At 72.1% G+C, this 24,792-nt stretch carries 25 protein-coding genes and 1 pseudogene; 11 read left to right on the forward strand and 15 right to left on the reverse strand.

Going from position 1 to position 24,792, the window contains the following annotated elements:
• Positions 1-8 precede the first annotated feature (8 nt).
• From ACIA47_RS10715 to ACIA47_RS10725, 3 genes and pseudogenes are all read right to left on the reverse strand, one after another.
• Positions 9-1,250, reverse strand: coding sequence for an ATP-binding protein (locus ACIA47_RS10715; RefSeq protein ID WP_396707109.1), 1,242 nt, complete (start codon positions 1,248-1,250; stop codon positions 9-11).
• A 156-nt stretch (positions 1,251-1,406) separates the two neighbouring features.
• Positions 1,407-1,856, reverse strand: coding sequence for a hypothetical protein (locus ACIA47_RS10720; RefSeq protein ID WP_396707363.1), 450 nt, complete (start codon positions 1,854-1,856; stop codon positions 1,407-1,409).
• A 422-nt stretch (positions 1,857-2,278) separates the two neighbouring features.
• A pseudogene (locus tag ACIA47_RS10725) lies at positions 2,279-2,737 on the reverse strand (hypothetical protein); the annotation flags it as partial.
• A 426-nt stretch (positions 2,738-3,163) separates the two neighbouring features.
• Here ACIA47_RS10725 and ACIA47_RS10730 point away from each other — a divergent pair.
• Both ACIA47_RS10730 and ACIA47_RS10735 read left to right on the forward strand, forming a co-directional pair.
• Positions 3,164-4,168, forward strand: coding sequence for an EamA family transporter (locus tag ACIA47_RS10730; RefSeq protein ID WP_396707111.1), 1,005 nt, complete (start codon positions 3,164-3,166; stop codon positions 4,166-4,168).
• 10 nt (positions 4,169-4,178) lie between these two features.
• Positions 4,179-4,832 (forward strand): prepilin peptidase, encoded by a 654-nt coding sequence (locus tag ACIA47_RS10735; protein WP_396707113.1) that lies wholly within the window; start codon positions 4,179-4,181, stop codon positions 4,830-4,832.
• Positions 4,833-4,994: 162 nt separating this feature from the next.
• Here the strand turns inward: ACIA47_RS10735 and ACIA47_RS10740 are convergent, their stop codons facing one another.
• The 5 genes from ACIA47_RS10740 to ACIA47_RS10760 form a co-directional block, all read right to left on the reverse strand.
• Positions 4,995-8,174, reverse strand: coding sequence for a UvrD-helicase domain-containing protein (locus ACIA47_RS10740; protein ID WP_396707115.1), 3,180 nt, complete (start codon positions 8,172-8,174; stop codon positions 4,995-4,997).
• A 61-nt stretch (positions 8,175-8,235) separates the two neighbouring features.
• Positions 8,236-9,480 carry a metallophosphoesterase gene (locus ACIA47_RS10745; protein ID WP_396707117.1) on the reverse strand — a complete coding sequence of 415 codons (1,245 nt, stop codon included), beginning with the start codon at positions 9,478-9,480 and terminating at the stop codon, positions 8,236-8,238.
• A 13-nt stretch (positions 9,481-9,493) separates the two neighbouring features.
• Positions 9,494-9,748: a MoaD/ThiS family protein gene (locus ACIA47_RS10750; RefSeq protein WP_396707119.1), complete on the reverse strand. Its 255-nt coding sequence runs from the start codon at positions 9,746-9,748 to the stop codon at positions 9,494-9,496.
• 2 nt (positions 9,749-9,750) lie between these two features.
• Positions 9,751-10,764 (reverse strand): GTP 3',8-cyclase MoaA, encoded by a 1,014-nt coding sequence (moaA, locus tag ACIA47_RS10755; protein ID WP_396707121.1) that lies wholly within the window; start codon positions 10,762-10,764, stop codon positions 9,751-9,753.
• Positions 10,761-11,675: a fructosamine kinase family protein gene (locus tag ACIA47_RS10760; RefSeq protein ID WP_396707123.1), complete on the reverse strand. Its 915-nt coding sequence runs from the start codon at positions 11,673-11,675 to the stop codon at positions 10,761-10,763. Before ACIA47_RS10760 ends, moaA begins: the two co-directional genes overlap by 4 nt.
• Before the next feature lie 173 nt (positions 11,676-11,848).
• Here ACIA47_RS10760 and ACIA47_RS10765 point away from each other — a divergent pair, with 173 nt between their 5' ends.
• From ACIA47_RS10765 to ACIA47_RS10780, 4 genes are all read left to right on the forward strand, one after another.
• Entirely contained in the window at positions 11,849-12,892 is a 1,044-nt protein-coding gene (locus ACIA47_RS10765; RefSeq protein WP_396707125.1) for a DUF4192 domain-containing protein, read from the forward strand.
• A gap of 57 nt (positions 12,893-12,949) precedes the next feature.
• Positions 12,950-13,201 carry a hypothetical protein gene (locus tag ACIA47_RS10770; protein WP_203126272.1) on the forward strand — a complete coding sequence of 84 codons (252 nt, stop codon included), beginning with the start codon at positions 12,950-12,952 and terminating at the stop codon, positions 13,199-13,201.
• Positions 13,198-13,596 (forward strand): hypothetical protein, encoded by a 399-nt coding sequence (locus ACIA47_RS10775; protein ID WP_396707127.1) that lies wholly within the window; start codon positions 13,198-13,200, stop codon positions 13,594-13,596. The genes ACIA47_RS10770 and ACIA47_RS10775 overlap by 4 nt, the downstream gene beginning before the upstream one ends.
• Positions 13,597-13,715: 119 nt before the next feature.
• The gene (locus ACIA47_RS10780) at positions 13,716-14,432 is read left to right on the forward strand and encodes a GAP family protein (protein WP_203126276.1); all 717 of its coding nucleotides are present in this window, start codon (positions 13,716-13,718) and stop codon (positions 14,430-14,432) included.
• A gap of 3 nt (positions 14,433-14,435) precedes the next feature.
• On the opposite strand, the gene fdhD is transcribed toward ACIA47_RS10780, so the two are convergent.
• Complete coding sequence (gene fdhD / locus ACIA47_RS10785; protein WP_396707129.1) at positions 14,436-15,302, reverse strand: formate dehydrogenase accessory sulfurtransferase FdhD; 867 nt, start codon at positions 15,300-15,302, stop codon at positions 14,436-14,438.
• Between the two features lie 296 nt (positions 15,303-15,598).
• Between fdhD and ACIA47_RS10790 the strand changes: the two genes are divergently transcribed.
• From ACIA47_RS10790 to ACIA47_RS10800, 3 genes are all read left to right on the forward strand, one after another.
• Complete coding sequence (locus ACIA47_RS10790) at positions 15,599-16,333, forward strand: NTP transferase domain-containing protein (protein WP_396707131.1); 735 nt, start codon at positions 15,599-15,601, stop codon at positions 16,331-16,333.
• Positions 16,330-16,596 carry a DUF6457 domain-containing protein gene (locus ACIA47_RS10795; protein WP_396707133.1) on the forward strand — a complete coding sequence of 89 codons (267 nt, stop codon included), beginning with the start codon at positions 16,330-16,332 and terminating at the stop codon, positions 16,594-16,596. The genes ACIA47_RS10790 and ACIA47_RS10795 overlap by 4 nt, the downstream gene beginning before the upstream one ends.
• An 81-nt stretch (positions 16,597-16,677) precedes the next feature.
• Positions 16,678-17,784, forward strand: a complete 1,107-nt coding sequence (locus ACIA47_RS10800; protein ID WP_396707135.1) for a T3SS (YopN, CesT) and YbjN peptide-binding chaperone 1 — start codon at positions 16,678-16,680, stop codon at positions 17,782-17,784.
• Between the two features lie 118 nt (positions 17,785-17,902).
• On the opposite strand, the gene ACIA47_RS10805 is transcribed toward ACIA47_RS10800, so the two are convergent.
• Positions 17,903-18,358, reverse strand: a complete 456-nt coding sequence (locus ACIA47_RS10805) for an Lrp/AsnC family transcriptional regulator (protein WP_203151143.1) — start codon at positions 18,356-18,358, stop codon at positions 17,903-17,905.
• Positions 18,359-18,417: 59 nt separating this feature from the next.
• Between ACIA47_RS10805 and ddaH the strand changes: the two genes are divergently transcribed.
• Positions 18,418-19,251: a dimethylargininase gene (gene ddaH / locus ACIA47_RS10810; protein ID WP_396707137.1), complete on the forward strand. Its 834-nt coding sequence runs from the start codon at positions 18,418-18,420 to the stop codon at positions 19,249-19,251.
• Positions 19,252-19,318: 67 nt separating this feature from the next.
• Here ddaH and ACIA47_RS10815 read toward each other — a convergent pair whose 3' ends face one another.
• Together ACIA47_RS10815 and ACIA47_RS10820 are read right to left on the reverse strand one after the other, a co-directional pair.
• The gene (locus ACIA47_RS10815; RefSeq protein ID WP_396707139.1) at positions 19,319-20,506 is read right to left on the reverse strand and encodes an ABC transporter substrate-binding protein; all 1,188 of its coding nucleotides are present in this window, start codon (positions 20,504-20,506) and stop codon (positions 19,319-19,321) included.
• 81 nt (positions 20,507-20,587) lie between these two features.
• Complete coding sequence (locus ACIA47_RS10820; protein WP_396707141.1) at positions 20,588-21,385, reverse strand: alpha/beta hydrolase family protein; 798 nt, start codon at positions 21,383-21,385, stop codon at positions 20,588-20,590.
• Positions 21,386-21,469: 84 nt separating this feature from the next.
• On the opposite strand from ACIA47_RS10820, the gene ACIA47_RS10825 reads away from it, so the two are divergent.
• Complete coding sequence (locus ACIA47_RS10825) at positions 21,470-22,072, forward strand: bacterial proteasome activator family protein (protein WP_091396749.1); 603 nt, start codon at positions 21,470-21,472, stop codon at positions 22,070-22,072.
• A 2-nt stretch (positions 22,073-22,074) separates the two neighbouring features.
• Here the strand turns inward: ACIA47_RS10825 and ACIA47_RS10830 are convergent, their stop codons facing one another.
• The 3 genes from ACIA47_RS10830 to ACIA47_RS10840 all read right to left on the reverse strand — a co-directional run bounded on the left by ACIA47_RS10830 (position 22,075) and on the right by ACIA47_RS10840 (position 24,734).
• Positions 22,075-22,887: an HAD family hydrolase gene (locus tag ACIA47_RS10830; RefSeq protein ID WP_396707143.1), complete on the reverse strand. Its 813-nt coding sequence runs from the start codon at positions 22,885-22,887 to the stop codon at positions 22,075-22,077.
• The gene (locus tag ACIA47_RS10835) at positions 22,887-23,708 is read right to left on the reverse strand and encodes an HAD family hydrolase (RefSeq protein ID WP_396707145.1); all 822 of its coding nucleotides are present in this window, start codon (positions 23,706-23,708) and stop codon (positions 22,887-22,889) included. The genes ACIA47_RS10830 and ACIA47_RS10835 overlap by 1 nt, the downstream gene beginning before the upstream one ends.
• Before the next feature lie 285 nt (positions 23,709-23,993).
• Complete coding sequence (locus ACIA47_RS10840; protein ID WP_396707147.1) at positions 23,994-24,734, reverse strand: hypothetical protein; 741 nt, start codon at positions 24,732-24,734, stop codon at positions 23,994-23,996.
• Positions 24,735-24,792: the final 58 nt, after the last annotated feature.

Consider the following 24,792-nt stretch of genomic DNA (forward strand, 5'->3'; position numbering starts at 1 on the left):
GTTGGGGGTCAGGCCGGCTGCGTCCGCAGGTACCGGCCGAAGTGCGGGACGGTGAAGGCGACAGTGCCCCGCTCACCGGAGTAGATCAGCCCCTTCTTGATCAGCGCGTCCCGGGCCGGGGACAGACTGGCCGGCTTGCGGCCGAGGGCACGGGCGATCTCCGCGGTGGGCACCGCGGCGTCCATGTCGTCGCGGATCACCGCGCCGGGCTCGCCCTCGACCGCGGACATCATGGCCATCGCCCGCATGTACTCGCGTTCGGCGGGAGTCGCCCGTTCGAACCGGGAACCGAAGAAACCGACCGCCAGCTCGGCCTCCGCCTCGGGCGCGGCGACCCGCACGTCGGCGGCGGTGATGGGCGAGCGTGGCGCGTGGTCCCAGGTGGCCTTGCCGTACGCCTGGACGAAGTAGGGATAGCCGCCGGACTTCTCGTAGAGCAGGTCGAGTGCCTTCTGCTCGTACTCGACCTCCTCGCGCTCGGCGGGCGCGCAGAGCGCCCGATCGGCGGCGATCCGGTCGAGCCGGTCGATACGTTGATAGCGGAACAACCGTTCGGAGTACGACTTGGCGGCGCTGAGCACGGCCGGCAGGTGCGGAAGGCCGGCGCCGACGACGATCAGCGGCGCGCCGAGCTGGGACAGCTCGTGGCAGGCGGCGCAGAGCGCCGACACGTCCTCCGGGCCGAGATCCTGCATCTCGTCGATGAAGATGGCGATGCCGGTGCCAACGTCACTGGCCACGGCGGCGGCGTCACTGAACAGTTCGACCAGGTCGATCTCGATGTCACCGGAGTCGGCCCGGCCGCTGGCGGCCGGCACGTCGATGCCGGGCTGCCACCTGTCGCGCAGCTTGGTGGCCGCACCGGCCCGGCCGGTCGGGTTGGACCGCTGGGCGAACGCCTTGAGGACGCCGAGGAACGCGTCGATCCGGTCCGGTGCGCGGTGGCGGGGGGCGAGCTCCCGGACCGCCATGTGCAGTGCGGCGGCGACCGGTCTGCGCAACGACTGGTCCGGTCGAGCCTCGATCTTGCCGCTGCCCCAGAGCCGGTTGATCGCCTGCGACCGGAGCGTGTTGAGCAGGACCGTCTTGCCGACGCCACGTAGCCCGGTGAGCATCAGGCTGCGCTCGGGTCGGCCCCGGGCGATGCGCTCGAGCACGATGTCGAAGACGTCCAGCTCTCGCCCCCGCCCGGCAAGTTCGGGCGGACGCTGACCGGCGCCCGGCGCGTACGGGTTGCGGACCGGATCCACGCATCGCAGATTATCGGGCCATCTAGCTGCGAGGCTAGACATGGATAGATGGGGCTACCGGCGTGTCGAGGCCATCGACCGTAAACTAGGGCTCTCTAGCGTCCACGCTAGACAGCCCTAGTTTTGGCAATCGGGCCACCGATCGGCCGGATCGGGCTAGCGCTTCTTCAGACAGAGCACGTAGTCGAAGAGGTCGACCGAGTTGTCGTGCACGTAGTTCGCGGTCGCCTGTGGCGCGAGCGTCTCGCACCGGTCGCCGTCCGTGGTCGCCGGAATTCGCAGCAGCACCTGATAGGTGTTCGGGCCGCAGGGCACCTTGCGGAGTTCCGCGTCGGTCTCACTGCCGTCGTTCACCACGCAGTCACCCCTGGCGAACTCCTCGCCCGGAGTCGGGGCGGCCGAGGTCGGGGAGTCGCTGGGCAGCGCGGGTGGAACGCCCGGGGCACTCGTCGACGGGGTACGAGCCGCGTCACTGCCAGCGTCGGCCACCTTCCAGACCGCCCATCCGGCCAGGCCGAGGCACGGACAGAGCACGAGCAGCACCACCACCGTGATGATGAGAGCGACGTTGCGGCCGGTCTTCTTCGCCGGCGCGACGGGCGGCATCCCATAGCCGCCGGCGGGCTGCTGACCCCAGGGCGCGGGTGGTTGACCCGGCATCGGCCCGGCCGGCTGGCCGGGCATCGGGCCCGCCGGTGGGTACGGCCCGGCCGGTGGGAACGGCCCGGGCGGTGGGTAACCCGGGCCCGAGGTGGGCGGCGGCGCCCACATCGGCGTGGTCGGCGGCTCAGGGTTGGTGGGCGGCGGCGCCCACATGGGTGCCGTCGGGGGCTCAGCGCTGATCGACGGCGGGCCCCACTGCTGCCGGGTCGGGTCGTCCGCAGGCTGCGGGGTGCTCTCCTGGGGCAGGGTCGGGTCGACCGGTGGTGAGCTGTCAGGCCCACTGGGCGGGCGCTGGTACGGATCGTCCGGCTGATCGGAACCCGCAGGTCCGTAGGTCGTCATGTCATCCCCGGGGGTGGGTGGTCTCAGCGTTGCTTGAGGCAGAGGACGAAATCGAGAGTGTCCAGCTCACTGTCGAAGAAATACCAGTTGGTGTAGCCCTCGACCTTGCCGCACTTGGCCTCGGCGTCCCGCTCGCCGCTGGTCGGGCCGTCGATCCGGCTCAGCACCTCGTACGACTTCGCGGTACAGCCGGTGATCAACAGCTTCGGCTTGCCGCCGGCGGTGCCGTCGTTGCGGACGCACTGGCCGACCTTCGCGAACCGGGGATCGGCCGACGACTCCGGCGCGGCCGCGCTCGGCGCGGGCTCGACCGCGTCCGCGCTGGGCTCACCGGCAACGGCCGAACTGCTCGGCGCGGCCACCGATGCCGGGTCGCTCTGCCCGCGGCGGAACCAGAACACGCCGGCGACAGCCACCACCAGCAGTACGACGGCCAGTACCGCGATCAGCGGCCCCCGACCGCGCCGGCCCGGTGCCGGATCCTCGCCGTACGGCTCGTCGGGCCGGTACGGCTGCCCGCCGTGCGGCGGGGTCGGTGGGGTCGGCTGGTACGAGCCGCCGTAGGGCGTGCGGGGCTCGTGGCCGTAGGGCGTGTCCGTCCCGCCGCCGTAGGGCGCGCCGGGCGCCGCACCGTAGGGCGGGTTGGGTGGCCCGCCGTACGGGCCGGGTCGTCCCTGCGGTGCGGGCGGGTACGACGGGACCGCCGGCGGGTAGGGCTCCGACGCGGGCGGGTAGGGCTGCTGCGCCGGTCGCCCGGGCGTCTCGTCGGGTCTTTGCCCACGCCACGGCCCTGGGTGGCCGCTCCCCGGTTGTCCGTAGTTCGTCATGCCGCCCTCCTGCACGAGTGGTGAGAGGCCGGCCACCAAAGCGCGACGCGGGCTCCGGGGCCACCGTAGCGTGGTCCACTGATGAGCTCACCTCCACCGAGCACCACGGCCCTCGCCGCCCGTCGTGCCAGCAGCACGCCGACCCTGATCTGGACCGCGTTGATCGTGGTCTACGTACTCTGGGGGTCGACCTACCTGGCCATCCGGATCACCGTGGAGACGATGCCTCCGCTGCTGTCGGCCGCCCTCCGGTTCGCCGTGGCCGGCCTGGTCCTGGCGGTGGTGCTGCGACTGCGTCGAGGCCCCGGCGCGCTGCGGGTGGACCGACGGCAACTCGGCTCGGCCGCGTTGGTCGGGGTGCTCCTGCTCACCGCTGGCAACGGCCTGGTGGTGCTCGCCGAATCGGGGCCGCCGGGAGTGGCGGTGCCGTCCGGGATCGCCGCGCTGCTGGTGGCCACGGTGCCGCTGCTGGTGGTGCTGTTGCGCTCGGCCACTGGGGACCGGCCGCCGATCTGGACGTTCGCCGGGGTCACAGTGGGCTTCGTCGGGCTCATCCTGCTGGTGCTGCCGGGAGGTAGTTCGGCCGCGGTGCCGCTGCTCGGGGCATTGACAGTGGTGGCGGCGGCCACCTCCTGGTCGGTCGGGTCGTTCCTGTCCGGACGGATCCGGATGCCCGCCGACCCGTTCGTGGCCACTGTGTACGAGATGCTGGCCGGCGCGCTGATGCTGGTGGCCCTCGCCGCCGGTCGGGGCGAACTGGCCGACTTCCACCCGGCGGCGGTGAGCGCCCGGTCCTGGTTGGCGCTGGGCTACCTCATGGTGGCCGGCTCGCTGGTGGCCTTCACCGCGTACGTCTGGCTGCTGCACAACGCGCCGATCTCGCTGGTGTCGACGTACGCGTACGTGAACCCGGCGGTCGCGGTGGCGCTCGGCGCGCTGCTGGTGGCCGAGCCGATCACTTCGCAGGTGCTGCTCGGCGGTGCTGTCATCGTCGCCGGGGTCGCCCTGGTGGTGACCACCGAACGGTCGCGTCAGGCGGGCACGGGATCACGATCGGGGGACACGCCGGAGCGCGACCGCCAGTAACGTCCGACCCATGTCGGCCGCCGCGCTGGTGCCGATCGCGCTGCTCGGCGCGCTGGTCGGCCTCGTCGTACCCCTGGTGTCGCGGCGCTTCGCCACGGCGGACGTCCGGCCATGGGCGTTTCCAGGGTCGCAGCCGATCCGACGGCCCTGGGTCGACCCGATGGTGGCGGCCAGCGTCTTTGTCGGCCTTGCCGTCTCCGTGGGTGACGACCCGGCGCTGCCGGTCTTCCTCGCGGTCGCGGCGGTCGGTCTGGTGCTGGCGCGGGTCGACCTGGCCTGCCTGCGGCTGCCCGACCCGTTGGTGCTCGTCGCCGGGTTGCTGGCCCTCGGAGGGCTGACCACCGCGGCGCTGCTGTCCGGCACTCCCGACCGGTTGCTCGGCGCGCTGGGAGGTGCGGCGGTCGCGGTCGCGGCGCACGTGATGCTGGCCCTGCTGCCCGGCTCACGGCTGGGTTTCGGGGACGTGAAACTCGCCGCCGTCCTCGGCCTGCCGCTCGGCTGGTTGGGGTGGGACGCCCTGCTGGCCGGGCTGCTCCTGCCGCACGTGCTGCACGGCGGTCTGGTGCTCGGCCTGCTCGCCGCCCGAAAGGTGCACCGGAACACCCTGCTGCCGCTCGGCCCGGCCCTGCTGGTGGGCGCCTGGCTCGCCTCCCTCCTCAACTGACCGCCCCCGCCCCGCCCCTCACCCTCACCCGTCCCCAGCTTCGTCGATCTTGCACTTTCTGCGCCGGCATAAGGTGCATCCCACGCACAACGACGACCGAAAGTGCAAGATCGACGGGGTGTGGGGTGTGGGGTGTGGGGTGTGGGGTGTGGGGGGCCGGGGTTAGATCAGGCGGAGTTGGCGGTCCTTGGGGCGGCGGGGTTCGGCTTCGCCGAAGCGTTCGAAGAGGCCGGGGTCGATGGTGCCGAGGAACGGTGAAGGTGCGCAGTCGCGCTCGGTGCCGTGCCGGGTGCGGCGGGCGGCGTGACTGACGTACAGCCGGTCCTGGGCCCGGGTCAGGCCGACGAAGAAGAGCCTGCGCTCCTCGGCGACGGCGTCCTCGTCGGGCGTCGAGCCCGGCCAGCGCAACGGCAACAGCCCGTCCTCGACACCGACCAGGAAGACCACCGGGAACTCCAAACCCTTGGCGGCGTGCAGGGTGAGCAGCGTGACCGCCTCGGCGCGCGGGTCGAGCGCGTCCACCTCCGCGCCGGTGGCCAACTGCGACAGGAAGGCCTCCAGGTCGTCACCGCAGCGTCGGGCCAGCGGGGTCAGCAGGTCCACGGCCGAGCGGACGTCCTCGGGACGGACCGTGCTGCCGGCGCCATCCAGGGTGGGTACGGCGAACCGCTCGGCGACCACCTGACCGGCCAGCCGCACCCGGGCGGCCAGTGAACCGGCCAGACCGTCGGCGTGCCGTAGTTCGCGGGCGATGGCGGCCACCCCGGGCCGATCCCGCAGCCGGTCGTGGGAACGCTTCTGCACGGGGATGTTCGCCCGGGTCAGGGCGTCCACGATCGGGGCGGCCTGCGCGTCGGTGCGGTACAGCACGGCGATGTCGGAGAACGACAGCGAGGTGGACCGGCCGTCGATGCGGCCCGAGTCCAGCGAACGGTGCGACAACCCGCCGACCAGATCGTCGACGGTACGCACCACGAAGTCGGCCTCCTCGGCCACCGACGCCGCCGGGTAGCGCCCGACCAGCGGAGCCTCCGGGTCGAGCCGGGCCGGGTCCAGTCGCCGGCCCCGGACCAGCGAGGACGGCGCGATGGCCTGCACGGCGGCGGCCAGGATCGGGGCCGACGAACGGTAGTTGCGGTTGAGCCGGACCAGTCGGGCGTCGGTGAAGTCCTCGGAGAAGCGCAGGAAGTAGCCGACGTCGGCGCCCCGGAACGAGTAGATGGCCTGGTCCGGGTCGCCGATCGCGCAGAGGTTGCCGTCCGCGGGGCTGAGCAGCCGCAGCAGCTCGTACTGCACCTCGTTGACGTCCTGGTACTCGTCGACGAAGATCCAACGCCAGCGGTCCCGGTACCGTTCCACCAACCTCCGGTCGGTCCGCAGCAGTTCCACCGGCAGGGTCACCAGTTCGTCCAGGTCGACCAGGTCCTGCTTGCGCAGCAGCGACACGTACGCGGCGCTGTCGTCGCCGGCCTCGGTGCGTGCTGCCGCCCGCTCGGCGTCGTCGGCGATCCGGAAGTCGGCCGGGAGACCCGCCGCGTCGGCGTTCTCCCGCAGGATGGTCAACCCCAACGCGTGGAACGTACCCACTGTGACGTCCTCGGCGACCGGGCCGAGCAGGCCGTCGAGGCGGTGCCGCAGCTCCTCGGCGGCCCGGCGGGTGAACGTGATCGCGAGGCAGTGCTCGGGGAAGACGTTCAGCTCCGCGCAGAGGTACGCGATCCGGTGGGTGAGCGTCCTGGTCTTGCCGGTGCCCGGACCGGCCACGATGAGCAGCGGGCCGCCGGGCGCGGAGGCGGCCACCCGCTGCATGGCGTCCAGTCGGTCCAGCAGGCCGGTGCCGACCTCCTCCATGCCGGAGAGCATCGGCTCGAACGGCTCGTGCGGAGACGGCGGCGACGCGATCGGCGGCGCGGGCGCCGGGACCGGCTTCCGCTTCGGCTCCGCCTTCGCCGCCGCCGGGCGCTTGGCCGCTACCCGGGGAGCCGACTCCGCGGGTCGTCGCTGGGCCGGCACCGGTACGTCGAACAGCGTCTCCTGCGCGCCCAACTCGGCCGGGTCGAAGAGCGTGATCACGCCGTACTCGCCGTCGTAACCGGGCACCCGGCGGACGTCTCCGCGCCGCAGCCGCCCGATGCCCTCCGCGAGCAGCTCACCACCGGCCTGCTCGATCTCGGTCAGCGGCGTCGTGGTCAGGATCTCCAGCTCGGGGCCGAGCGTGGCCAGCAGCTCGTTGAGCCGTCCCTCGACCTTCTTCGACCGGGCACCCACCTTGTTGATCTCGCCGAGGATCTCGGCCAGTGGCACCAGATGGTTGACGTCCCGGGCGTGCGCGGGCCGGTGCCCGTCCGGGCGGTCCGCCAACTCCTCGATCCGGCTGAGGACGCCCACGGTGAGGGGTTTGCCGCACTCGGGGCAGCGCCCGTCGGCCGCACGGGTGCGCTCCGGAGACCAGTTGATCCCACACAGCCGGTGCCCGTCCGCGTGGTACTTGCCCTCCTCCGGGAAGAACTCGATCGTCCCGGCCAGGCCGTCACCGGTACGCAGCGCCTCCCGAACGGCGAAGTAGTCCCGTTCGGCGGTTAGCACTGTCGCCTCCCGACCGAGCGCCGGCGGCGAGTGCGCGTCCGAGTTGGACACCAGCTGGTAGCCGTCCAGGCTGCCGACCCGCCAGTTCATCGCGGGGTCGGAGGAGAGACCCGTCTCCACGGCGAAGATGTGCTCGGCCAGGTCCGCGTAGCAGTCCGCGATCGCGTCGAAGCCGGACTTCGAGCCCAGCGCGGAGAACCAGGGAGTCCAGATGTGCGCGGGCACCAGGTAGCCGTCCGGGCTGGCCTCCAGGGTGATCTCCAGCAGGTCGCGGGAGTCCAGTCCGAGGATCGGCCGGCCGTCGGAGCCGAGGTTGCCGATCCGGCCGAGCGCGGTGTTGAACCGGGCCACCGCGTCCAGATCCGGCAGGTAGATCAGGTGGTGCACCTTGCGGGTCCGGTCATCCCGCTTGTAGATGGTGGAGATCTCCACGCTCAGCATGAAACGGACCGGGTCCGCCTCCGCGGTCTGTGCGAGCCGGGGTGGCAGCCGACGGGCGACGTCCCGTTCCGCCTCCGGGTCGAGCCGGTAGAGCCCCGGTTCGGCCGGGCGCAGCGTCTCCCGCAGGTGGTCGTACCAGGCGGGGTGGGTGAAGTCGCCGGTGCCGAGCAGGCCGATGCCCTTACGTCGGGCCCACCACGCGAGGTTCGGCAGGGTGAGGTCACGGCTGCACGCGCGCGAGTACTTCGAGTGGATGTGCAGGTCCGCGACGAATGGCGGTAGGCCACCGGGGGGTACGGCGCTGAACGGGGGCACGCCGCATCCTGTCACGCCCGCCGCGCCGGCCACCCGCCGCCACGCGCGGACGTGACCTCCGCTATGCCGAGCGCAGCTCGACCAGACTGATCTGCGGCTCCGCGCCGACCCGGACCGGCGGCCCCCAGAAACCGGCGCCGTTGGTCACGTAGACCTTGGTGCCGTCGACCTCGCCGAGCCCGCTGACCACCGGCTGCTCCAGCCCGACGGCCAGGTTGAACGGCACCATCTGCCCGCCGTGGGTGTGCCCGGACAGTTGCAGGTCGACGCCGTACCGGGCCGCCTCCTTGGCAGCCAGCGGCTGGTGCGCGAGCAGGACCACGGGTCGGCTCGGGTCGCGGTCACCGAGGGCGGCGGCGAAGTCCGGCCCGGCGGCGAGGCCGGTGCCCGCCCCGGTGAGGTCGTTCACGCCAGCCAGGTCGAGCACACCGCCCCGGGCCTGGATCTCCTGCCGCCGGTTCTGCAGCACCCGCAGACCGAGCCGGTCGACCTCCTGGACCCACTCCTCCACGCCGGAGTAGTACTCGTGGTTGCCGGTGACGAAGAAACTGCCGTAGCGGGAGCGCAGGTCGCGCAGCGGCGCGGCGGCCGAGCCGAGCTCGGCCACGGACCCGTCGACCAGGTCACCGACGACCGCGACGATGTCCGCGTCGAGGCGGTTGATCGCGGCGACGATCCGCTCGGTGTGCGCCCGGCCGCGCAGCGGGCCGAGGTGGATGTCGGAGACGGTGGCGATGCGCAGACCGTCCATGCTGCGGGGGAGTTTGGCCAGCGGGATCCGCACCCGGTCGAGATGCGGCGGGCCGAGCGCCGTGCGGATGCCGTACCCGGTGACGCCGGTGGCGGTGAGACCGGCGAAGATGGCCGCCCCACGGGCCAGCAGCAACCGACGGGACGGGTCGTGGTCCGGTGCCGCTACGGCGCCGGCTGCCGGTGGCTCGGTCGGCCCAGCGGCACCCACCAGCACCGGCTCGGGCGCGGCGGCGGTGGGCTCCGCGGCAACCACCCGGCGACGCAGCACCAGCCGGACGACCAGCATCGGGACTTCCAGCACGACCAGTACGACCAGCAGGTAGAACATCAGAGCGAGCCACAGGTAGCCCGGCCAGGCGAGCCAGTAGAGCCCGGCCTGCGTCCCGGCGAGGGTGACCGGCACGAGCAGGGCCAGCACCAGGGCGGCGATCCCGCCGATCCGTCGCCAGCGGCCCGGCGTGGTGGTGTCCCGAACGAGTCGCTTCCACAGGTAGAGGTGGATGAGACCGGTGACCAGCGCCAGGACAGCCACGAACCCCAGAACCGCCATCATGTGTGCGCCTCCCTCAGCCGCCCGCGAACGGGGGCAGGACATCGATCGTGGCCCCGGCCGGTAGGGGTGCCTGACGATCATGACAGGTGACGCCGTTCACGAGGAAACTCGCCACCCGCAGCACCCCGGCGAGCCGGTCTCCGTGGCGCTGGGTCAGCTCGGCCGTGACGTCGTCGAGTGACCCTCCGGCGGGGATGGGCTCCTCGGCGCGGCCGGCGGCGGCGCGGGCGCCGGCGAAGTAGCGGATGGTCAGCGGTGGCCCCTCCACGCTCAGCCTCCGATCGCGGACATCGGGCGGGTCGGCTGGAGGAAGCTGGGGTCGTCGATGCCGTGCCCGGCGCGCTTGCCCCACATCGCGGTACGCCAGCGCCGGGCCAACTCGTCGTCGTCCACGCCGGTGCGCAGCGCGGCGCGCAGATCCGACTCCTCGGTGGCGAAGAGGCAGGCGCGGACCTGGCCGTCGGCGGTCAGTCGGGTGCGGTCGCAGTCCCCGCAGAAGGGGCGGGTGACGCTGGCGATCACACCGACCCGGGCGGGGCCTCCGTCGACCAGCCAGGTCTCCGCCGGTGCCGCGCCGCGCTCGGCCGGGTCGGGGCTCAGATCGAAGACGGTACGCAGCGACGTCAGGATCTCCTCGGCGGTGACCATGGTGTCGCGGGCCCAACCGTGCTGGGCGTCCAACGGCATCTGCTCGATGATCCGCAGCTGGTAGTCGTGATCGAGCGCGAAGCGGAGCAGCGCTGGCGCCTCGTCCTCGTTGACACCACGCATCAACACTGAATTGATCTTCACGGGGCTTAGCCCGGCGGCCGCCGCCCCGGCGAGCCCGGCCAGCACCGCGTCGAGGCGGGGGCGGCGGGTGAGCTTGGTGAACCGGTCCGGATCCAGGGTGTCCAGTGAGACGTTCACCCGGTCCAGGCCGGCCGCTCGCAATGCCGGGGCCAGTCGGTCCAGGCCGATGCCGTTGGTGGTCAGCGAGACCCGGGGGCGGGGTTCGAGGGCGGCGACCGCCGTCACGATGTCGACCAGCCCGGGTCGGATCAGCGGTTCACCGCCGGTGAACCGCACCTCGGTCACGCCGAGCAGCTCGACAGCCACCCGGACCAGTCGGACGATCTCCTCGTCGGACAGCAGCTCCGGGCCGGCCAGCCAGGGCAGACCTTCCGCCGGCATGCAGTAGGTGCAGCGCAGGTTGCACTTGTCGGTGAGGGACACGCGCAGGTCCCGGGCGACACGGCCGTACCGGTCGACGAGGACGCCGTCGGTCCCCGGGGCGACGCTCACCTGTCGACCGTAGCGCGCTCGGCCCGGCTCAGGACGCCACGGGCGGTCTGGACGACCACATCTCGGAAGCTGACGCCGAAGAGTGCGGTGTGCACGAGCAGCAGATGCAGCTGATGCAGGGGCACCCGGTCACGCCAGCCGTCCGGTAGTGGCCAACTCTCCTGGTAGGCGGCCAGCACCCGATCCAGGTGGGGGATGCCGCCGAAGAGGGCGAGCTGGGCGAGATCCGTTTCCCGGTGCCCACCGTGCGCTGCCGGGTCGACGAGCCAGGCCCGGTCGTCGGCCCCCCACAGCACGTTGCCCGGCCACAGGTCGCCGTGGATGCGCGCGGGCGGCTCGTCGCCGCCGAGCCCGTCGAGGCGACCGATCACCTGCTCGACCAGAGCGGCATCGGCGCTGGTCAGCGCGCCACCGTCGACCGAGCGTCGCAGGTAGGGGGCGAGGCGCCGCTCGACGAACCAGGTCGACCAGCGCCCGCCGGTGGGGGTGTTGTCCTGTGGGAGCGAGCCGATGAACCCGGGCCAGGTGGCACCGAAGGCGGTCGCGCCCGCCCGGTGCAGCCCGGCCAACTCCCGGCCGAAGCGCTCCGCGGCCTCCGGCGTCGGTTCGCCGGGCTCCACCCAGTCGAGCGCCAGCAGCTCCGGCAACACCACGATCACCTCGGGTACGCCGACCGCGCCCGCCTCCCGCAGCCAGCGCAGGCCGGCGGCCTCGGCGGCGAAGAAGCCCTCCGGCGCCGGCCGGTCGGCGCCTTCGGGCCAGGATTTGGCGAAGACGGAGTGGCCGTCGTCGAGGGTGAGCCGGGCGGCTGCGCAGATGTTTCCGCCGGCGACCGGCGTCTCCCGGAGCCGCTGATGGGTCCGGAAGGTCGGGAGGTGTGCCGGATGCGCGCGCAGGTACGCCAGGTCCATCAGCGCACGGTAACCGCTCCTTACGACAGCCAGGTGTCGCCCGACGACATCGGCGCTCTTTCCGCACTCGTAGGTGTGGCGTGAGCAGGGAAAACACGTTCAGTGACTGTGGATAAGCCGTGTGTCGTCCACAGGGGTGGCAGGGCCCGGTACGCCCGCCGCAGGCTTCCGACATGACCTCGACCGAACGCCCTCAGCTCGCCGTCCGCTCACCCGCCGACCTGATCGCCGCTGTGCCGTACCTGCTCGGCTTTCATCCCACCGACAGCGTGGTCGCCGTGGCGCTGGTCGGTCGACAGATCGTCTTCGCCGCCCGCGCGGACCTGCCCGACCCGACTGAGCTGGGCGGATTGGCCGGGCACCTGGCCGGTGTGATCCGCCGGCAGGGCGCGGAGGCCGCCACCGTGGTGGGTTACGGGCAACCGGAGCGGGTCACCCCGGCCGTGGACGCGGTGCGCGACGCGCTGAACGACATCGGCCTGCACGTGCTGGACGCGCTGCGGGTGACCGACGGCCGCTGGTGGTCCTATCTCTGCACCGAGCCCGACTGCTGCCCGCCCGAGGGTCGCCGCTACGACCCGACCGTCAACCGGCTGACCGCTTCGGCGGTCTTCGCCGGTCAGGTCGCACTCCCCGACCGGGCCGCCCTGGTGGCGCAGGTGGCACCGGTGGACGGCCCGGCCCGGGAGGCGGCCCGCGCGGCCACCGCCCGCGCCGAGCTGAGACTGGCCGAGCTGGTCGAGCAGGCACCCGCGAGCGATCTGCTCGGGGCGCGGGCGCTGCGCGCCGCCGGGGTGGCGGCGGTCCGCGAGGCCCAGCGCCGGCAGCGGCGTGGTGAGCGGCTCGACGACGACGAGGTGGCCTGGTTGAGCCTGCTGATGACCCACCTGCCGGTCCGCGATCACGCGTGGGAACGCACCGACGGCCGGGACCGGGACATCGCCCTCTGGACCGACGTGCTGCGCCGCGCGGAGCCGGAGGTGGCCGCCGCGCCGGGTGCGCTGCTGGCGTTCGCCGCCTGGCGCGCCGGGCAGGGTGCGTTGGCGGCGGTCGCGCTCGAACGCACGCTGAGCCTGCACCCCGACTACTCGCTCGCCCTGCTCCTGGACGACCTGCTCCGACGGGGCGTGCCCCCGGCCGAGCTGGACGGCTGGCCGTCGGTGGGGATGCCAGGGGTCATCCGTCCGCGCAAGCGCAGCCGACGTGGCCGCCGCTGATCGGCCCCGCCGCGCGGTAATACCGTTGGTGCTACCGGAATTGATACGCTGGAGGACATGACAGTGAAGCGCTCCGTGAGCCTCCCCGACGACGTCGCGGAGTGGCTCGACCAGCAGCCCAACGTCTCGGCCGCCATCACCGCGGCGGTGCGGGCCCAGATGGACGGCACGCACCTCGACGAGGTGCTGCGGCGGGCCGGCATCGAGGTGACCGAGGCGGGCAGGGCGCGGTGGCGGGAGCGGCTGGCGACGCCCATTCCGGCGGACGCTCTGGCCGAGGGGCGCCGGATGTTGGGAGGCGCCGGATGAGCGAGCAGATCGCTGTCGTGTTCGACGCGTCGGCGTTGACGGCCTACATCGAGGGCAACGTCTCGGTGGGGGAGTTGATGCTGGAGGTCGCCGACGAGGGCCGGCAGATTGCCGTCCCTGCGACCTGTCTGGCGGTCGCCATCGCGGGCGCGGGCGACGAGGTGGGCACCGCGCTACTGGCCCTGATGACGACAGCCCCGATGATCCGACTGCTGCCGCTCGACGCCGAGGACGTGCGCGACACCGGCAAGCTGGCCCGCGCCGCGGCCGGAGACATCTCGTTCGGCCAGGCCGCCCGTGCGGCACTCACCCACGAGGCGCACTACGCGACAGTGCAACCCAAGGTGGCGGCGAAGGTGCTCCCCACCAACTGGAGCATTCTCGACCTGGCGTGACGGGTCCTCCGGCGACGCCTCCGTCGAAGGATGTACGCGTTGCTCCTGTCCACGGCCGACGCGGACGGGTCACCGCCGCCGGAGAATGATCTCGTGGCCGTTCTCCGCGTTGGTACGACATGACCCCCGAGTTGCTGCTGTCGCTGGCCGGGCTGGCGTTGATCGACAGCACCAGCATCGGCACCCTCTTCATCCCGGTCTGGTTGCTGCTCGCCCCCGGGCCGGTCAACGTCCGGCGGATCCTGGGCTACCTCGCCACCATCGCGCTGTTCTACCTCGCGGTGGGGCTGCTACTGGTCTGGGGAGGCAGCAGGCTGGGCGACGCGCTGGGCGGCGCTCTGGACAACCGGGGCGTCCTCTGGGCACAACTCGTCCTCGGCGTGGGAATGCTGGCGCTCAGCTTCCGCTACGACGGCAAGCGGCGTCCCCGTACCGGTGGTGTGTTGCGCTGGCGGGACCGGGCCACCGCCGGAGATTCCTCGGCCCGCTGGTTGGTCGGGCTCGCGCTGCTCGCGGCGCTTGCCGAGGTGGCGACCATGCTTCCGTACCTTGGTGCGGTCGGTCTGTTGGCCACCTCGGGGGTGGGGGCGGCGAGCGTGGTGGGGCTGCTCACCGGGTACTGCCTGGTCATGGTGCTGCCGGCGGTGCTGTTGCTGGGTGCCAGGGTGGCCCGCCCGCGACTGGTCGAGCCGGTGCTGGCCCGTCTGAACACCTGGATCGTCACGAAGGCGGGCAGCGCGTTGGGCTGGATCCTCGGCATCGCCGGTTTTCTGATCGCCCGCGACGCCGCCGCGCGGCTGTCTCTGTTCGACCTGATCGACCGGATCGGTCGCTGAGCGTCAGGCTGGCTGCTCCACCGTGATCCGGTGCGGCCCGGTGTAGACGTTCATGGTCCGCCCGCGCAGGAAGCCGACAAGTGTCATCCCCGCCTCGTCGGCCAGTTCGGCGGCGAGGGTGCTCGGGGCGGACACCGCGGCCAGCAGCGGCAACCCGGCCATCCACGCCTTCTGGGTCAGCTCGAAGCTGGCCCGTCCCGAGACCAGCAACAGGTGCCCGGCGAGCGGCAGCCGACGTTCCCGCACGGCCCAGCCGATCACCTTGTCCACGGCGTTGTGCCGGCCCACGTCCTCCCGGAGCACCACCAGCTCACCGTCGGCGGTGAACAGCCCCGCCGCGTGCAGCCCGCCGGTCCGGTCGAAGCCGCGCTGGGCGGCGCGCAACCGGTCGGGAAGCTCGGCGAGCAACGTGGCCGGCACGCTGAGCGGGTCCGCCGCGACCGGGAAGAGCGACCGGGTGCGTACCGCGTCGATGCTGGCTTTGCCGCAGACCCCGCAGGAGCTGGTCGTGTAGAAGTTCCGGGACGGGTCGGTGGTCGGTTCCGGTACGCCGGGAGCGAGCACCATGTCCACCACGTTGTACGTGTTCGGCGTCTCCGCGCCGGCGCAGAGCTGCGCGGTCAGCACGTCGTCGGTCGACCTGATCAGCCCTTCGGTCAGCAGGAACCCGATGGCCAGGTCCAGGTCGTCGCCGGGGGTGCGCATGGTGACGGCGAGTGGCCGGCGTCGGCCGGGGCCGGCCGCGCCGACCCGGATCTCCAGCGGCTCCTCCACGGCGAGGGTGTCCGGTCGGCGGACCGACCCGCGCCCGGCGGTCGCCGCGTCCAGGTCGATCCGGAGTACGCCCCGTCGATCAGTTGCCCGTCCCATCCCGCCATCCTCCACCCCGCCCCGGCACGCCCGCACGACCACCGGTCATCGGGCATCCGGCGGCGCCGTCCGACGGGCGCCCTCCGACCCGGCGTGCCGACGCGTGAGTGACGTCCGCGCCGGGAGGTGCGCCGCTCGGGACGTGATCCACTCGTGTTCCTTGAAGTCGGGGTATTCCCGGCACCGGGACACCGCGATTTCGGCAAATCCGAGTCGATCATGGCGCTCGTCCGCCGTGCCGGGTTCGCGCAGCCGTGTGACACCCGGGTGGGACCAGTCCCGGCTACCGTGACCGAGTGGGGACGTACGCCGCAGTGGTGCTCGCGGGTGGGGCCGCCCGACGGATGGGCGGGGTCGACAAGCCGGCGCTTCCGGTCGGTGGCCGGCCGATGCGTGACCGGGTGCTGGCCGCCGTCACCGACGCGACGCCGCGGGTGGTGGTCGGTGCCACCCACGCCGTGCCGGCGGGGGTGCGGGTCGTCCGGGAGGACCCGCCCGGCGGGGGCCCGGTCGCCGCTGCGGCGGCCGGCCTGGCGCTGCTGCCTCCCGACACCACAGTGGTCGCGCTGCTCGCCGCCGACCTGCCGCTGCTCACCCGGGCCGCGGTCGGTGACCTGCTGAACCACCTCGACCGGGAGCCCCCACCCACCGAACCGGCTCGCGACCGCTCTGCTCCGGCACCGCCGACCCGCGACGGCCTCGCTGCGCCGCTGGTCCGCGACGGCCTCGCTCCGGCACCGCCGGCCCGCAGCGGCTCCGGCGGCAGCGAGCGGGGACCGGACGGGGTGTGCTTCGTGGACGGGGACGGGCGGCGGCAGTCGCTCTGCGGCGTCTGGCGGGTCGCCGCGCTGCGGGCAGCGTTGGCCCGGCTGACCGTCGAGCGGGGCGGCACTCTGTCCGGAGCGCCGGTCCGGGCGCTGCTCGCGGGTCTCGTCGTGCGGGAGGTGGCCTGGTCCGGCGAGGGCCCGCCGCCGTGGTTCGACTGCGACACTGACGAGGACGTACGCCGGGCGGAGGAGTGGGCGCGATGACGGTGATGGACGACTGGGTCACGGCGGTCTGCGCCGAGTTGGATCTGGACCCGGCCGCGGTGCCGGTGCCGGCGGTGCTGGATCTGGCCCGGGACGTCGCCCACCAGGTGCTGCGTCCGGGTGCACCGGTCACCGCGTACCTCTTCGGGTTGGCGGTTGGCCGGGGCGCGGAGCCGGCGGACGCCGCGGCGCGGCTCAGTGCTCTGGCGGGAGCCTGGCCGGTCGGGTTGGACGCCGAGCCCGCGGACCCGACGGCCCCCTGACCGCCGCTGTCCGATCCCGGTCCGGGCTGATCCGGCCCAAGGGCGGCGTGGGTAGGGTGATCGTGACGGACGGAGGCGATCATGACGGCTGACCACCCCTCGGCGCCGCACGGTGAGCTACCCGGTGCTTCGACTGAGCCGGCGGAATCGATCCTGCTCGACGAGCCCAGCACCACCGACCTGCGGGCGAAGGTGACCGAGGCGTGGCGGGAGTTCGCTCGCGCACTCGCCGTACGGCTGCGGGAACTTCCCGTCGGCGCGCACCTCGACGTGACCCTGGACCCCACCGCCTCCGGCACCGGGGACGCCGTCTACTCGATCAGCGTCGACGTGGACGCGGACCGGGTGTTGTCCGCCCGCGCGGTCGGTAACGCCATGCTGCCGGCGGGCTACCGACTGGACCGGGGTGCGGTGGCGGACATGGTCGCGCTCGGCTGGTCTCCGCCCGGGGTGGTCGCCGGCTCCGGCGGTTCCTTCGGGTTGAACGCCACGACGGCCGAGTCGACCCAGGTCGCCACGTTGCTGTCCCGCACGCTGCGGGACGTGTACGGCGCCCCGCACCCGGCCTTCCTCGTCTATCTGGTGCACGACGCCGAGGGTGAACCGCTGGCCGTGGACCCGCTGGGCACCGCGCGCAGCGAGTTCGGCCCGGACGCCGATGTCGAGGCGGACCTGGAGGAGGCGTTGGCCGAGGCGGCTGCCGCGCAGGTCGAGCGGGATGACGTGCTCGACCTGGCCGACCGGGTCCGTACCGTGGTCTCCACGATGTTGAAGTCGGACACCGACCGGTTGCAGATCGACTCGGACGGCGACATCACCATCCGCGCCGGCTCGGCGATGGTCTTCGTGCGGGTGCGGGACAACCCGCCCCTGGTGGACGTCTTCTCCCCGGTGCTCACCGAGGTGGAGCCGACCGAGCGGCTCTACGTCAAGCTCTCGGAGCTGACGAACCGGATGCCGATCGGCCGCCTCTACTGCGCGGACGACACGGTGTGGGCGTCCATCCCGGTGTTCGGCCGCAACTTCCAGGCCACCCATCTGATGCTGGCGGTGCAGGTGATGACCGGTCTCGCCGACGAGTTGGACGACCGTCTGCACGGCGAGTTCGGTGGTAAGCGGTTCTTCGGTGAGGGTGACAAGCCGGTCCGGCGCGACGAGTCGGAGCACCGCACCGGCATGTACCTCTGAACCGACGCAGGGAGCCGGCAGGCTAGATCTTGGACAGTTTCCGTTCCGAGCTGACGGAAACTGTCCAAGATTGCCAGCTGAGGCGGATGCAGCGGCCTGGGTCTCAGCTGGGGACCGGTCAGGCGGACGGGCCGACGCCCGGCGATTCGACCAGCCGGGAGAGCACGATCGTGCTGCGGGTGGAGGTCACGAAGGACTCGGCACGCAGTCGCTCCAGTGCTGCCTCCAGGTGGGCGATGTCGGCGGCGCGCAGGTGCACGAGCGCGTCCGCCTCCCCGGAGACGGTGTACGCGCCGACCACCTCGGGGTGTCGGCGGGCGGCGACGCCGATCTGCGCCGGGGTGGTCCGGCCGGCGCAGAACAACTCGACGAAGGCCTCCGTGGTCCAGCCGACGGCGGCCGGATCAACGACGGCCGTGAATCCCCTGATCACGCCGGTGGCGCGCAGCCGGTCGACGCGACGCTTGACCGCTGGGGCGGAGAGTGACACCCGGGCACCGATGTCGGCGTAGGACGCACGGGCGTCCGCGACGAGTAACGCAATGATCCGCTGGTCTACCGCGTCTATCTGCAACGTTCCGCCTCTGGGAAGCAACGCTTGTGGCTGTTTTCAAAGTTCTACGCTACCTACTCTTGGTGACCGTGAACCAGCAGCGTTTCCCGCGAAAGCGGACATATCTCATGTGCTCGCCGGAGTACTTCGCGGTCGAGTACGCGATCAACCCGTGGATGGACGTGACCACCCCGGTCGACCGGGACCTGGCCGTCAAGCAGTGGGACCGGCTGCGCGAGACGCTTGTCGGCCTCGGCCACGAGGTGCACCTGCTCACCCCCGAGCAGGGCCTGCCCGACATGGTCTACGCCGCCAACGGCGGCTTCGTCGTGGACGGCAGCGTCTACGGCGCCCGGTTCAAGCACGAACAGCGGGCCGCCGAGGCCGCCGCCCACCATGCCTTCTACGAGGCGCAGGGCTGGCGGTTCATCGCACCCAGCGAGACCAACGAGGGTGAGGGCGACTTCGCGTACGTGCCGGAGGCGCACGGCGGGCTCATCCTGGCCGGGCACGGCTTCCGTACCGAGATCCCCGCGCACGCGGAGGCGCAGGAGGCGCTGGGCCGTCCGGTGGTGTCGCTGCACCTGATCGATCCCCGCTTCTACCACCTGGACGTGGCGCTCGCGGCCATCGACGACGCTAACATCGTCTACTTTCCGGGCGCGTTCTCGGCGGCCAGTCAGCGGGTGCTCACCCAACTCTTCCCGGACGCGGTGATCGCCGACGACGAGGACGCGATGGCCTTCGGGCTCAACCTGGTCAGCGACGGCGCGAACGTGGTGCTCAACAGCGAGGCCACCCGCCTGGTCGGCAAGCTCAAGGCGGCCGGATACAGCCCGGTCCCCATCGAGCTGGCCGAGCTGAAGAAGGGTGGCGGCAGCGTGAAGTGCTGCATCGCCGAGCTGCGGCACTGACCCGCGAACGTCTCGGGGCCGGCCTCCCACTGGGAGACCGGCCCCGAATCGTGCTCCCGGTGGGTGTTCAGCCCAGCGTGGCCAGCTCGTTGATCAGCACGTTCGACATGACCTGACCGTCGCGCTGCACCTCGCGCAGGTACCACTTCTGCTGCGGGGTACGCGGCTGGTTGAACTGCCAGATGCCGCGCGGGCTGTCGATCTGGCCGATCTTGCCGAGGGCCAGGTTGACCTGCTGCGGCGTTGGCTTCCCGCCGGTCAGCTGGATGGCCTGGTCGAGCACCTGCGCCGCGTCGTAGGACGCCATCGCGTACGTAGTGGGGGTGACCTGGTACTTCTTGCGGTACGCCGAGGCGAAGACCCGGTTCGACGTGTTGTTCAGGTCGGCGGAGTAGTTCAGCGCGGTCTGGATGCCCAGCGCGTTGTCCTTCAGGTTCTCCAGCACGGCGCCCTCGGTGAGGAAGCCGGGTGCGTAGATCGGCCCGGCGAACTTCTCGCGCAGCTGCTTGATGAACTCCACCGCCGCCGCTCCGGCGAAGAAGCAGAAGACCGCTGTGGGCTTCTTGGCCAGCGCCTTGGTGATGTCCGAGGCGTACGTCGTCTTGCCGGGGTTGGAGGTGGCGTTGGTGTAGGTCACCGGGTCGCTGATCCGCGGGTCGGTCGCGCCGAACTCCTGCCGGAAGCCGCGGACCACGTCCGGGCTGCCGACGTTCTCCGGCATGATGATCGCGACGCGGCCGTTCGCCGGCAGCTGGTCGCGCAGGTACCGGCCCAGCGCCCGGCCGGCCTCGTCGAGCACGTACGAGGTCCGCCAGATGTAGAAGACGCTCTGCAGGCTGCTCGGTGAGGCGTTGGAGCCGATCAGCGGGACCCGGGCCTGCTCCACGGTGTCCCGGATGCCGACCATCACCGCCGAGTTGACCACGCCGGTGAGTGCCAGCACGCCCTGCTTGAGCAGGCCCTCGACGGCAGCCTTGCCCGTCTTCGCGGTGTCGCCCTCGTCGGCGGTCAGCAGCTCCACCGGGTGGCCGCCGAGCCGCTGGTCGTGCAGGTCGAGGAAGAGCTGGAAGCCGTTGGTGATGTCGTCGCCGATGCTCTTGAAACCACCGGCCTGCGGCGTGATCAAACCGATCTTGATCGGGCCCCGGTCGGCGGTCGACTCGGCGTCACCGTCTGAGCCACACGCGGCGACGAACCCGGTGGTACCGAGCGCGGCCAACAGTTGGAGCGCCCGCCTGCGATTCATCTGCGACACCGAGTTCCTTCCAAGGGAGCGTTACAGGGCCGAACACCGCCCCTCCGGCGTTCTACCTGGTCCGCGACGCTGCGTCAATGGCTAGTGATCATCGTGCAGGGACCGCAACGCGGCGAGGACCTGAGGCCAGGCGACGGCCTCCGGGTCTATCAGCCCGAAATGCTCGCATCCGGGCAGTTCAACAAGGGAAATATCGGAACCTGTGGCACGGGCCGCCGCGACGAAATCCCGGCTCATCTCCACCGGAACCTGATGATCGTCCGAGCCATGAACAACTACTGTCCGTATTCGTATCGGTACCAACATCCGTGGATCCGCACTCGCGTACCGGGCCGGGACCTCCGCCGGTCCGCCGCCGAGCAGCGCGGCGACCGCGCCCGAGTCCAGATCCCGCCGGTACGCCTCACCCAGATCGGCCACCGGGGCCAGGGCGAGCACTCCGCTCACCGTCGCCGGGGCGGTGCCCGCCACGTACAGCGCCAGGTGGCCGCCGGCGGAGTGCCCCACCAGGATCGGCGGGGCCAGGCTCACCCGGCCGGGCAGCGCCTCGGCCGCCAGCACCGGCAGCTCGGCCACCCCGGTCAGTACGTCGGTCAGGGTGCCCGGCCAGCCACCTCCGGGCTGCCCGGTGCGGCGGTATTCCAGCTGCGCCACCGGGTAGCCCTCAGCGGCGAGGGCCGCGGCCAGCGGCCCGGTGTGCCGCCGGTCGTACTCGGCCCGCCAGAAGCCACCGTGCAGGACGACGACCAGCGGCCGGGCCGGCCCGTTCTCCGCCGGGAGGCGCAGATCGGCCACTTGATCGGGGTGGTCCCCGTACGCCACGGTCCGGTCGGGCTCCGGTGCGGGCCGGCTCAACACGGAGCGCGGGTCGACAGGCATGGCGCGACGGTAGCGCGCCCCGCCCGGGTGGTTCGGCCCCGGTAGTCGGTACCGGCCGGCATGGTTCGCGCCCACTGGGTAAAGATGGACCCCATGACCGAAGCGCGCTCCGCTGGACAGAACGACGAGCCCGGCCCCGACGACTCCGGCCACTCCGGCACCGTGGTGGTGGTTGGCCCGGACGGCCGGCCGATCGGCACCATGCAGACCGACGAGGGCCAGGGCGAGGACCCGACCCGCCTGGTCGAACAGCCGGCCAAGGTGATGCGGATCGGCAGCATGATCAAGCAGTTGCTGGAGGAGGTGAAGGCCGCGCCTCTCGACGACGCCAGCCGCAACCGGATGCGGGAGATCCACGAGCGGTCGATCGTCGAGCTCAAGGAGGGCCTCGCCCCCGAGCTGCGCGACGAGCTGGAGCGCATCTCGCTGCCCTTCGCCGAGGACAAGGCCCCCAGCGAGGGCGAGCTGCGAATCGCGCACGCCCAGCTCGTCGGCTGGCTGGAGGGCCTGTTCCACGGCATCCAGGCGGCCCTGGTGGCCCAGCAGATGGCCGCCCGGGTGCAGCTGGAGCAGATGCGCGGCGGCCGGCAGGCGCTGCCCAGCGGCCCCGGTGGGGTCGTCCCCGGCATGCCGGGCATCGGCCAGCCGGGCGGCGGCGAGGGTCACAACACCGGTCAGTACCTCTGACCTCAGTCCACCCCGAAGATCTTCTCCAGGTACGCCGCCACGCCGTCCTCGGTGTTCGCCGTCGTCACGTCGTCGGCGACCGCCAGGACGGCGCGGTGCGCGTTGGCCACCGCCACACCACGCCCGGCCCAGGTCAGCATCGGCACGTCGTTGGGCATGTCGCCGAAGGCCAGCACGTCCGCCGCGGCCACCCCGAGCTGGTCGCAGTACCAGGCCAGCCCCGCCGCCTTGGTCACCCCCGCCGCGGAGATCTCCACCAGCCCGGAGGAGGACGAGTGTGTGGCCTCGGCCAACCCCGCCACAGCAGTGGCGATCAGCTCGGCGAAGGAGTCCGGGTCCTGCTCGCCGGCTCGGGCGAGGAGCTTCACCGCCGGGACCGAGAGCAACTCCTCCGGCGTCTCGATCGGCCGGATGCCGTTGGCGTCGGCGTCCCAGCGCAGCGGGTAGTGCGCCTCGTGCCGCATCTCCCGGCTGTCCAGGATCTCCACGGCGAAGCTGATGCCGGGCACCTCGGCCCGTAGCCTCCGGGCGACCTCGGCCAGGTGGTGCGGGGCGAGCGGGTCAGCCCGCACCACCTCGTCGGAGAACGGGTCGTAGACCACGGCGCCGTTGGCGCAGACCGCCGGCAGCGGTCGGGCGAGCTGGTCGTACACCATCTTGAGCCAGCGGACCGGACGGCCGGTGACCAGGACGACCGGCGTGCCTCGCGCGGAGATCCGCGCGAGCAGGTCGGCGGTGCGTGGGCTGACGGTGTGGTCGTCGCGGATCAGCGTGCCGTCGATGTCGGTGGCAATGAGGCGGGGTGTGTCTCCCATTACCGGGACAGTAGCCGGTCCAGATACACCGCCACCCCGTCGTCGTCGTTGCGCAAGGTCACCTCGTCGGCGGCGGCACGCAGCGCGGGGTGTGCGTTGGCCACGGCCACCCGCGACCAACCGGCCCACTCGAACATCGACAGGTCGTTGGGCATGTCACCGAAGACCAGCACATCGGCCGGGTCGACCCCGAGGGTCTGCGCCACCACGGTCAGCCCGGTCGCCTTGTCCACGCCGGGCGGGCAGATCTCGATGAAGCCGAGACCGGCCTGGGTGAGCGTGGCGACCTGCGGCGAGACGATCCGGCGGGCCACCGCCAGCAGCTCGTCCACGTGGTGGTCGGCGGTCCGGGCGAACGCCTTGATCACGTCGCAGGCGAGGCACTCGTCGCGAGTGCGCGCCTCGAAGCGGTCCTGGTAGGGCCAGCTCTCGTGGTAGTCGCCCCACAGCGGGGCGTCGTGCTCGTCGGACGCCTCGACCATCACGGTCAGCGGGCCGACCTCCGCCTCCAGGTCGGCGAGGAGCCGGGCCAGCACCTCGGCGGGCAGCCGCTCGTCGCGGAGCACCACCGGGCCGCTCGGGTCGCTCTGGTCGACCACCCGTCCCCCGCCGGCCATCACCAGGAAGTCGGCAGCGCGGATGTCGTTGCGGGTCAACTCGGTCAACCGAGGGCCGCGTCCGGTCGCGCCGACCACCGGAATCCCGGCGGCGCGCACCCGGTCGAGCACCCCATGGGTGTACGCGGAGACGGTGTCATCGCTGCGGACCAGCGTCCCGTCGAGGTCGGTCGCGATCAACTTGGGCAGTCCCGGGCGGGTCATCGTTCCTCCTTCGCCCGCCGCCGTCGCACCTGCCGTGGCCAAGGAAACCGAGGCCCGGCGTGACGGCGGGCAGCAACCGTACCTCGCGGAACGGGTCGCATCCATGGCTTCCAGGCCAATCGGACGCCAACCTCGGGCACCCGCAAGCTGACCGCCCCGCGCTATCCCACTCCCCGCGCGATCTTGCACTCTTGGTTGCTGATTCGCGTGTTACGCACCCTTTGTCGGGACAGCAATTGCAAGATCGGCGACGCGAGGGGTGGCGAGGGTGGGGTGGGAGGGGAGTTAGGGCTGGGGGTCGGGGCGGGCGCAGGGGGCGGCGGGGGTGACTGTCAGGTCGGCTGGGGCCGGGAGGCCGTCCTCGACCGGGTCGGGGTTTCGGCGGCGGCGCCAGGGGCGCGGTGCTGAGGCGTCGGCGGGGCGGTCGTCGTCTGGTGGCCCGGCGAACACGCCGGACGGCGCGGCGGGGGTCAGCCGCAGGGCGGCCGCGAACAGCACACAGGCGACGAACGCCATCACCAGCCCACGGCCGTACTCGATGTGAAAGCCGTCCTCGAGCGAGTAGAAGAAGTTTCGCTGACCAGGGTTGCCGAGCCCGGCCGTGGCGGCCACCAGCAGCACCAGCAGGGCACCGGCCAGGGTGAGGCCGGCCAGCCGGGCGTTCGGCCGCACGGCCGCCGTGCCGCGCAACGTCAGCGCCACGGCGCAGACGAGGGCGAGAAGCCCGACCAGGTAGCCGGCCCCGAAGCCACCGACCTCGGACACCCCGGCGGGCACCTCGAACGTCGCGTTCCCCTCGGGCCCGCCGTTTGGCAGGCTCATCACCAGCCACTCACCGACGAGCGAGGCGATCGCGGCCACCGCGCCCAGACCGGCGAGCAGCAGGGGCAGCCGAGGATCCTGCGCGAGATCGGCCAGGGAGAAGGCGAAGCGGCGTCGCGGGGCCGGCTCGTCGGCACCCCACTCGATCACCGCCGGGGCCTCGGGTCGGTCGCCCTGCCGCGGGATTGGAAGCTCCTCGGACATCGGCCACCCTTCCGCCGGTCACGGACCTGTGTCGCATCATGGCACAGCAAGCTGGTGG

The sequence above is a fragment of the Micromonospora sp. NPDC051227 genome (genome assembly GCF_044455385.1).
Lineage (GTDB): Bacteria > Actinomycetota > Actinomycetes > Mycobacteriales > Micromonosporaceae > Micromonospora.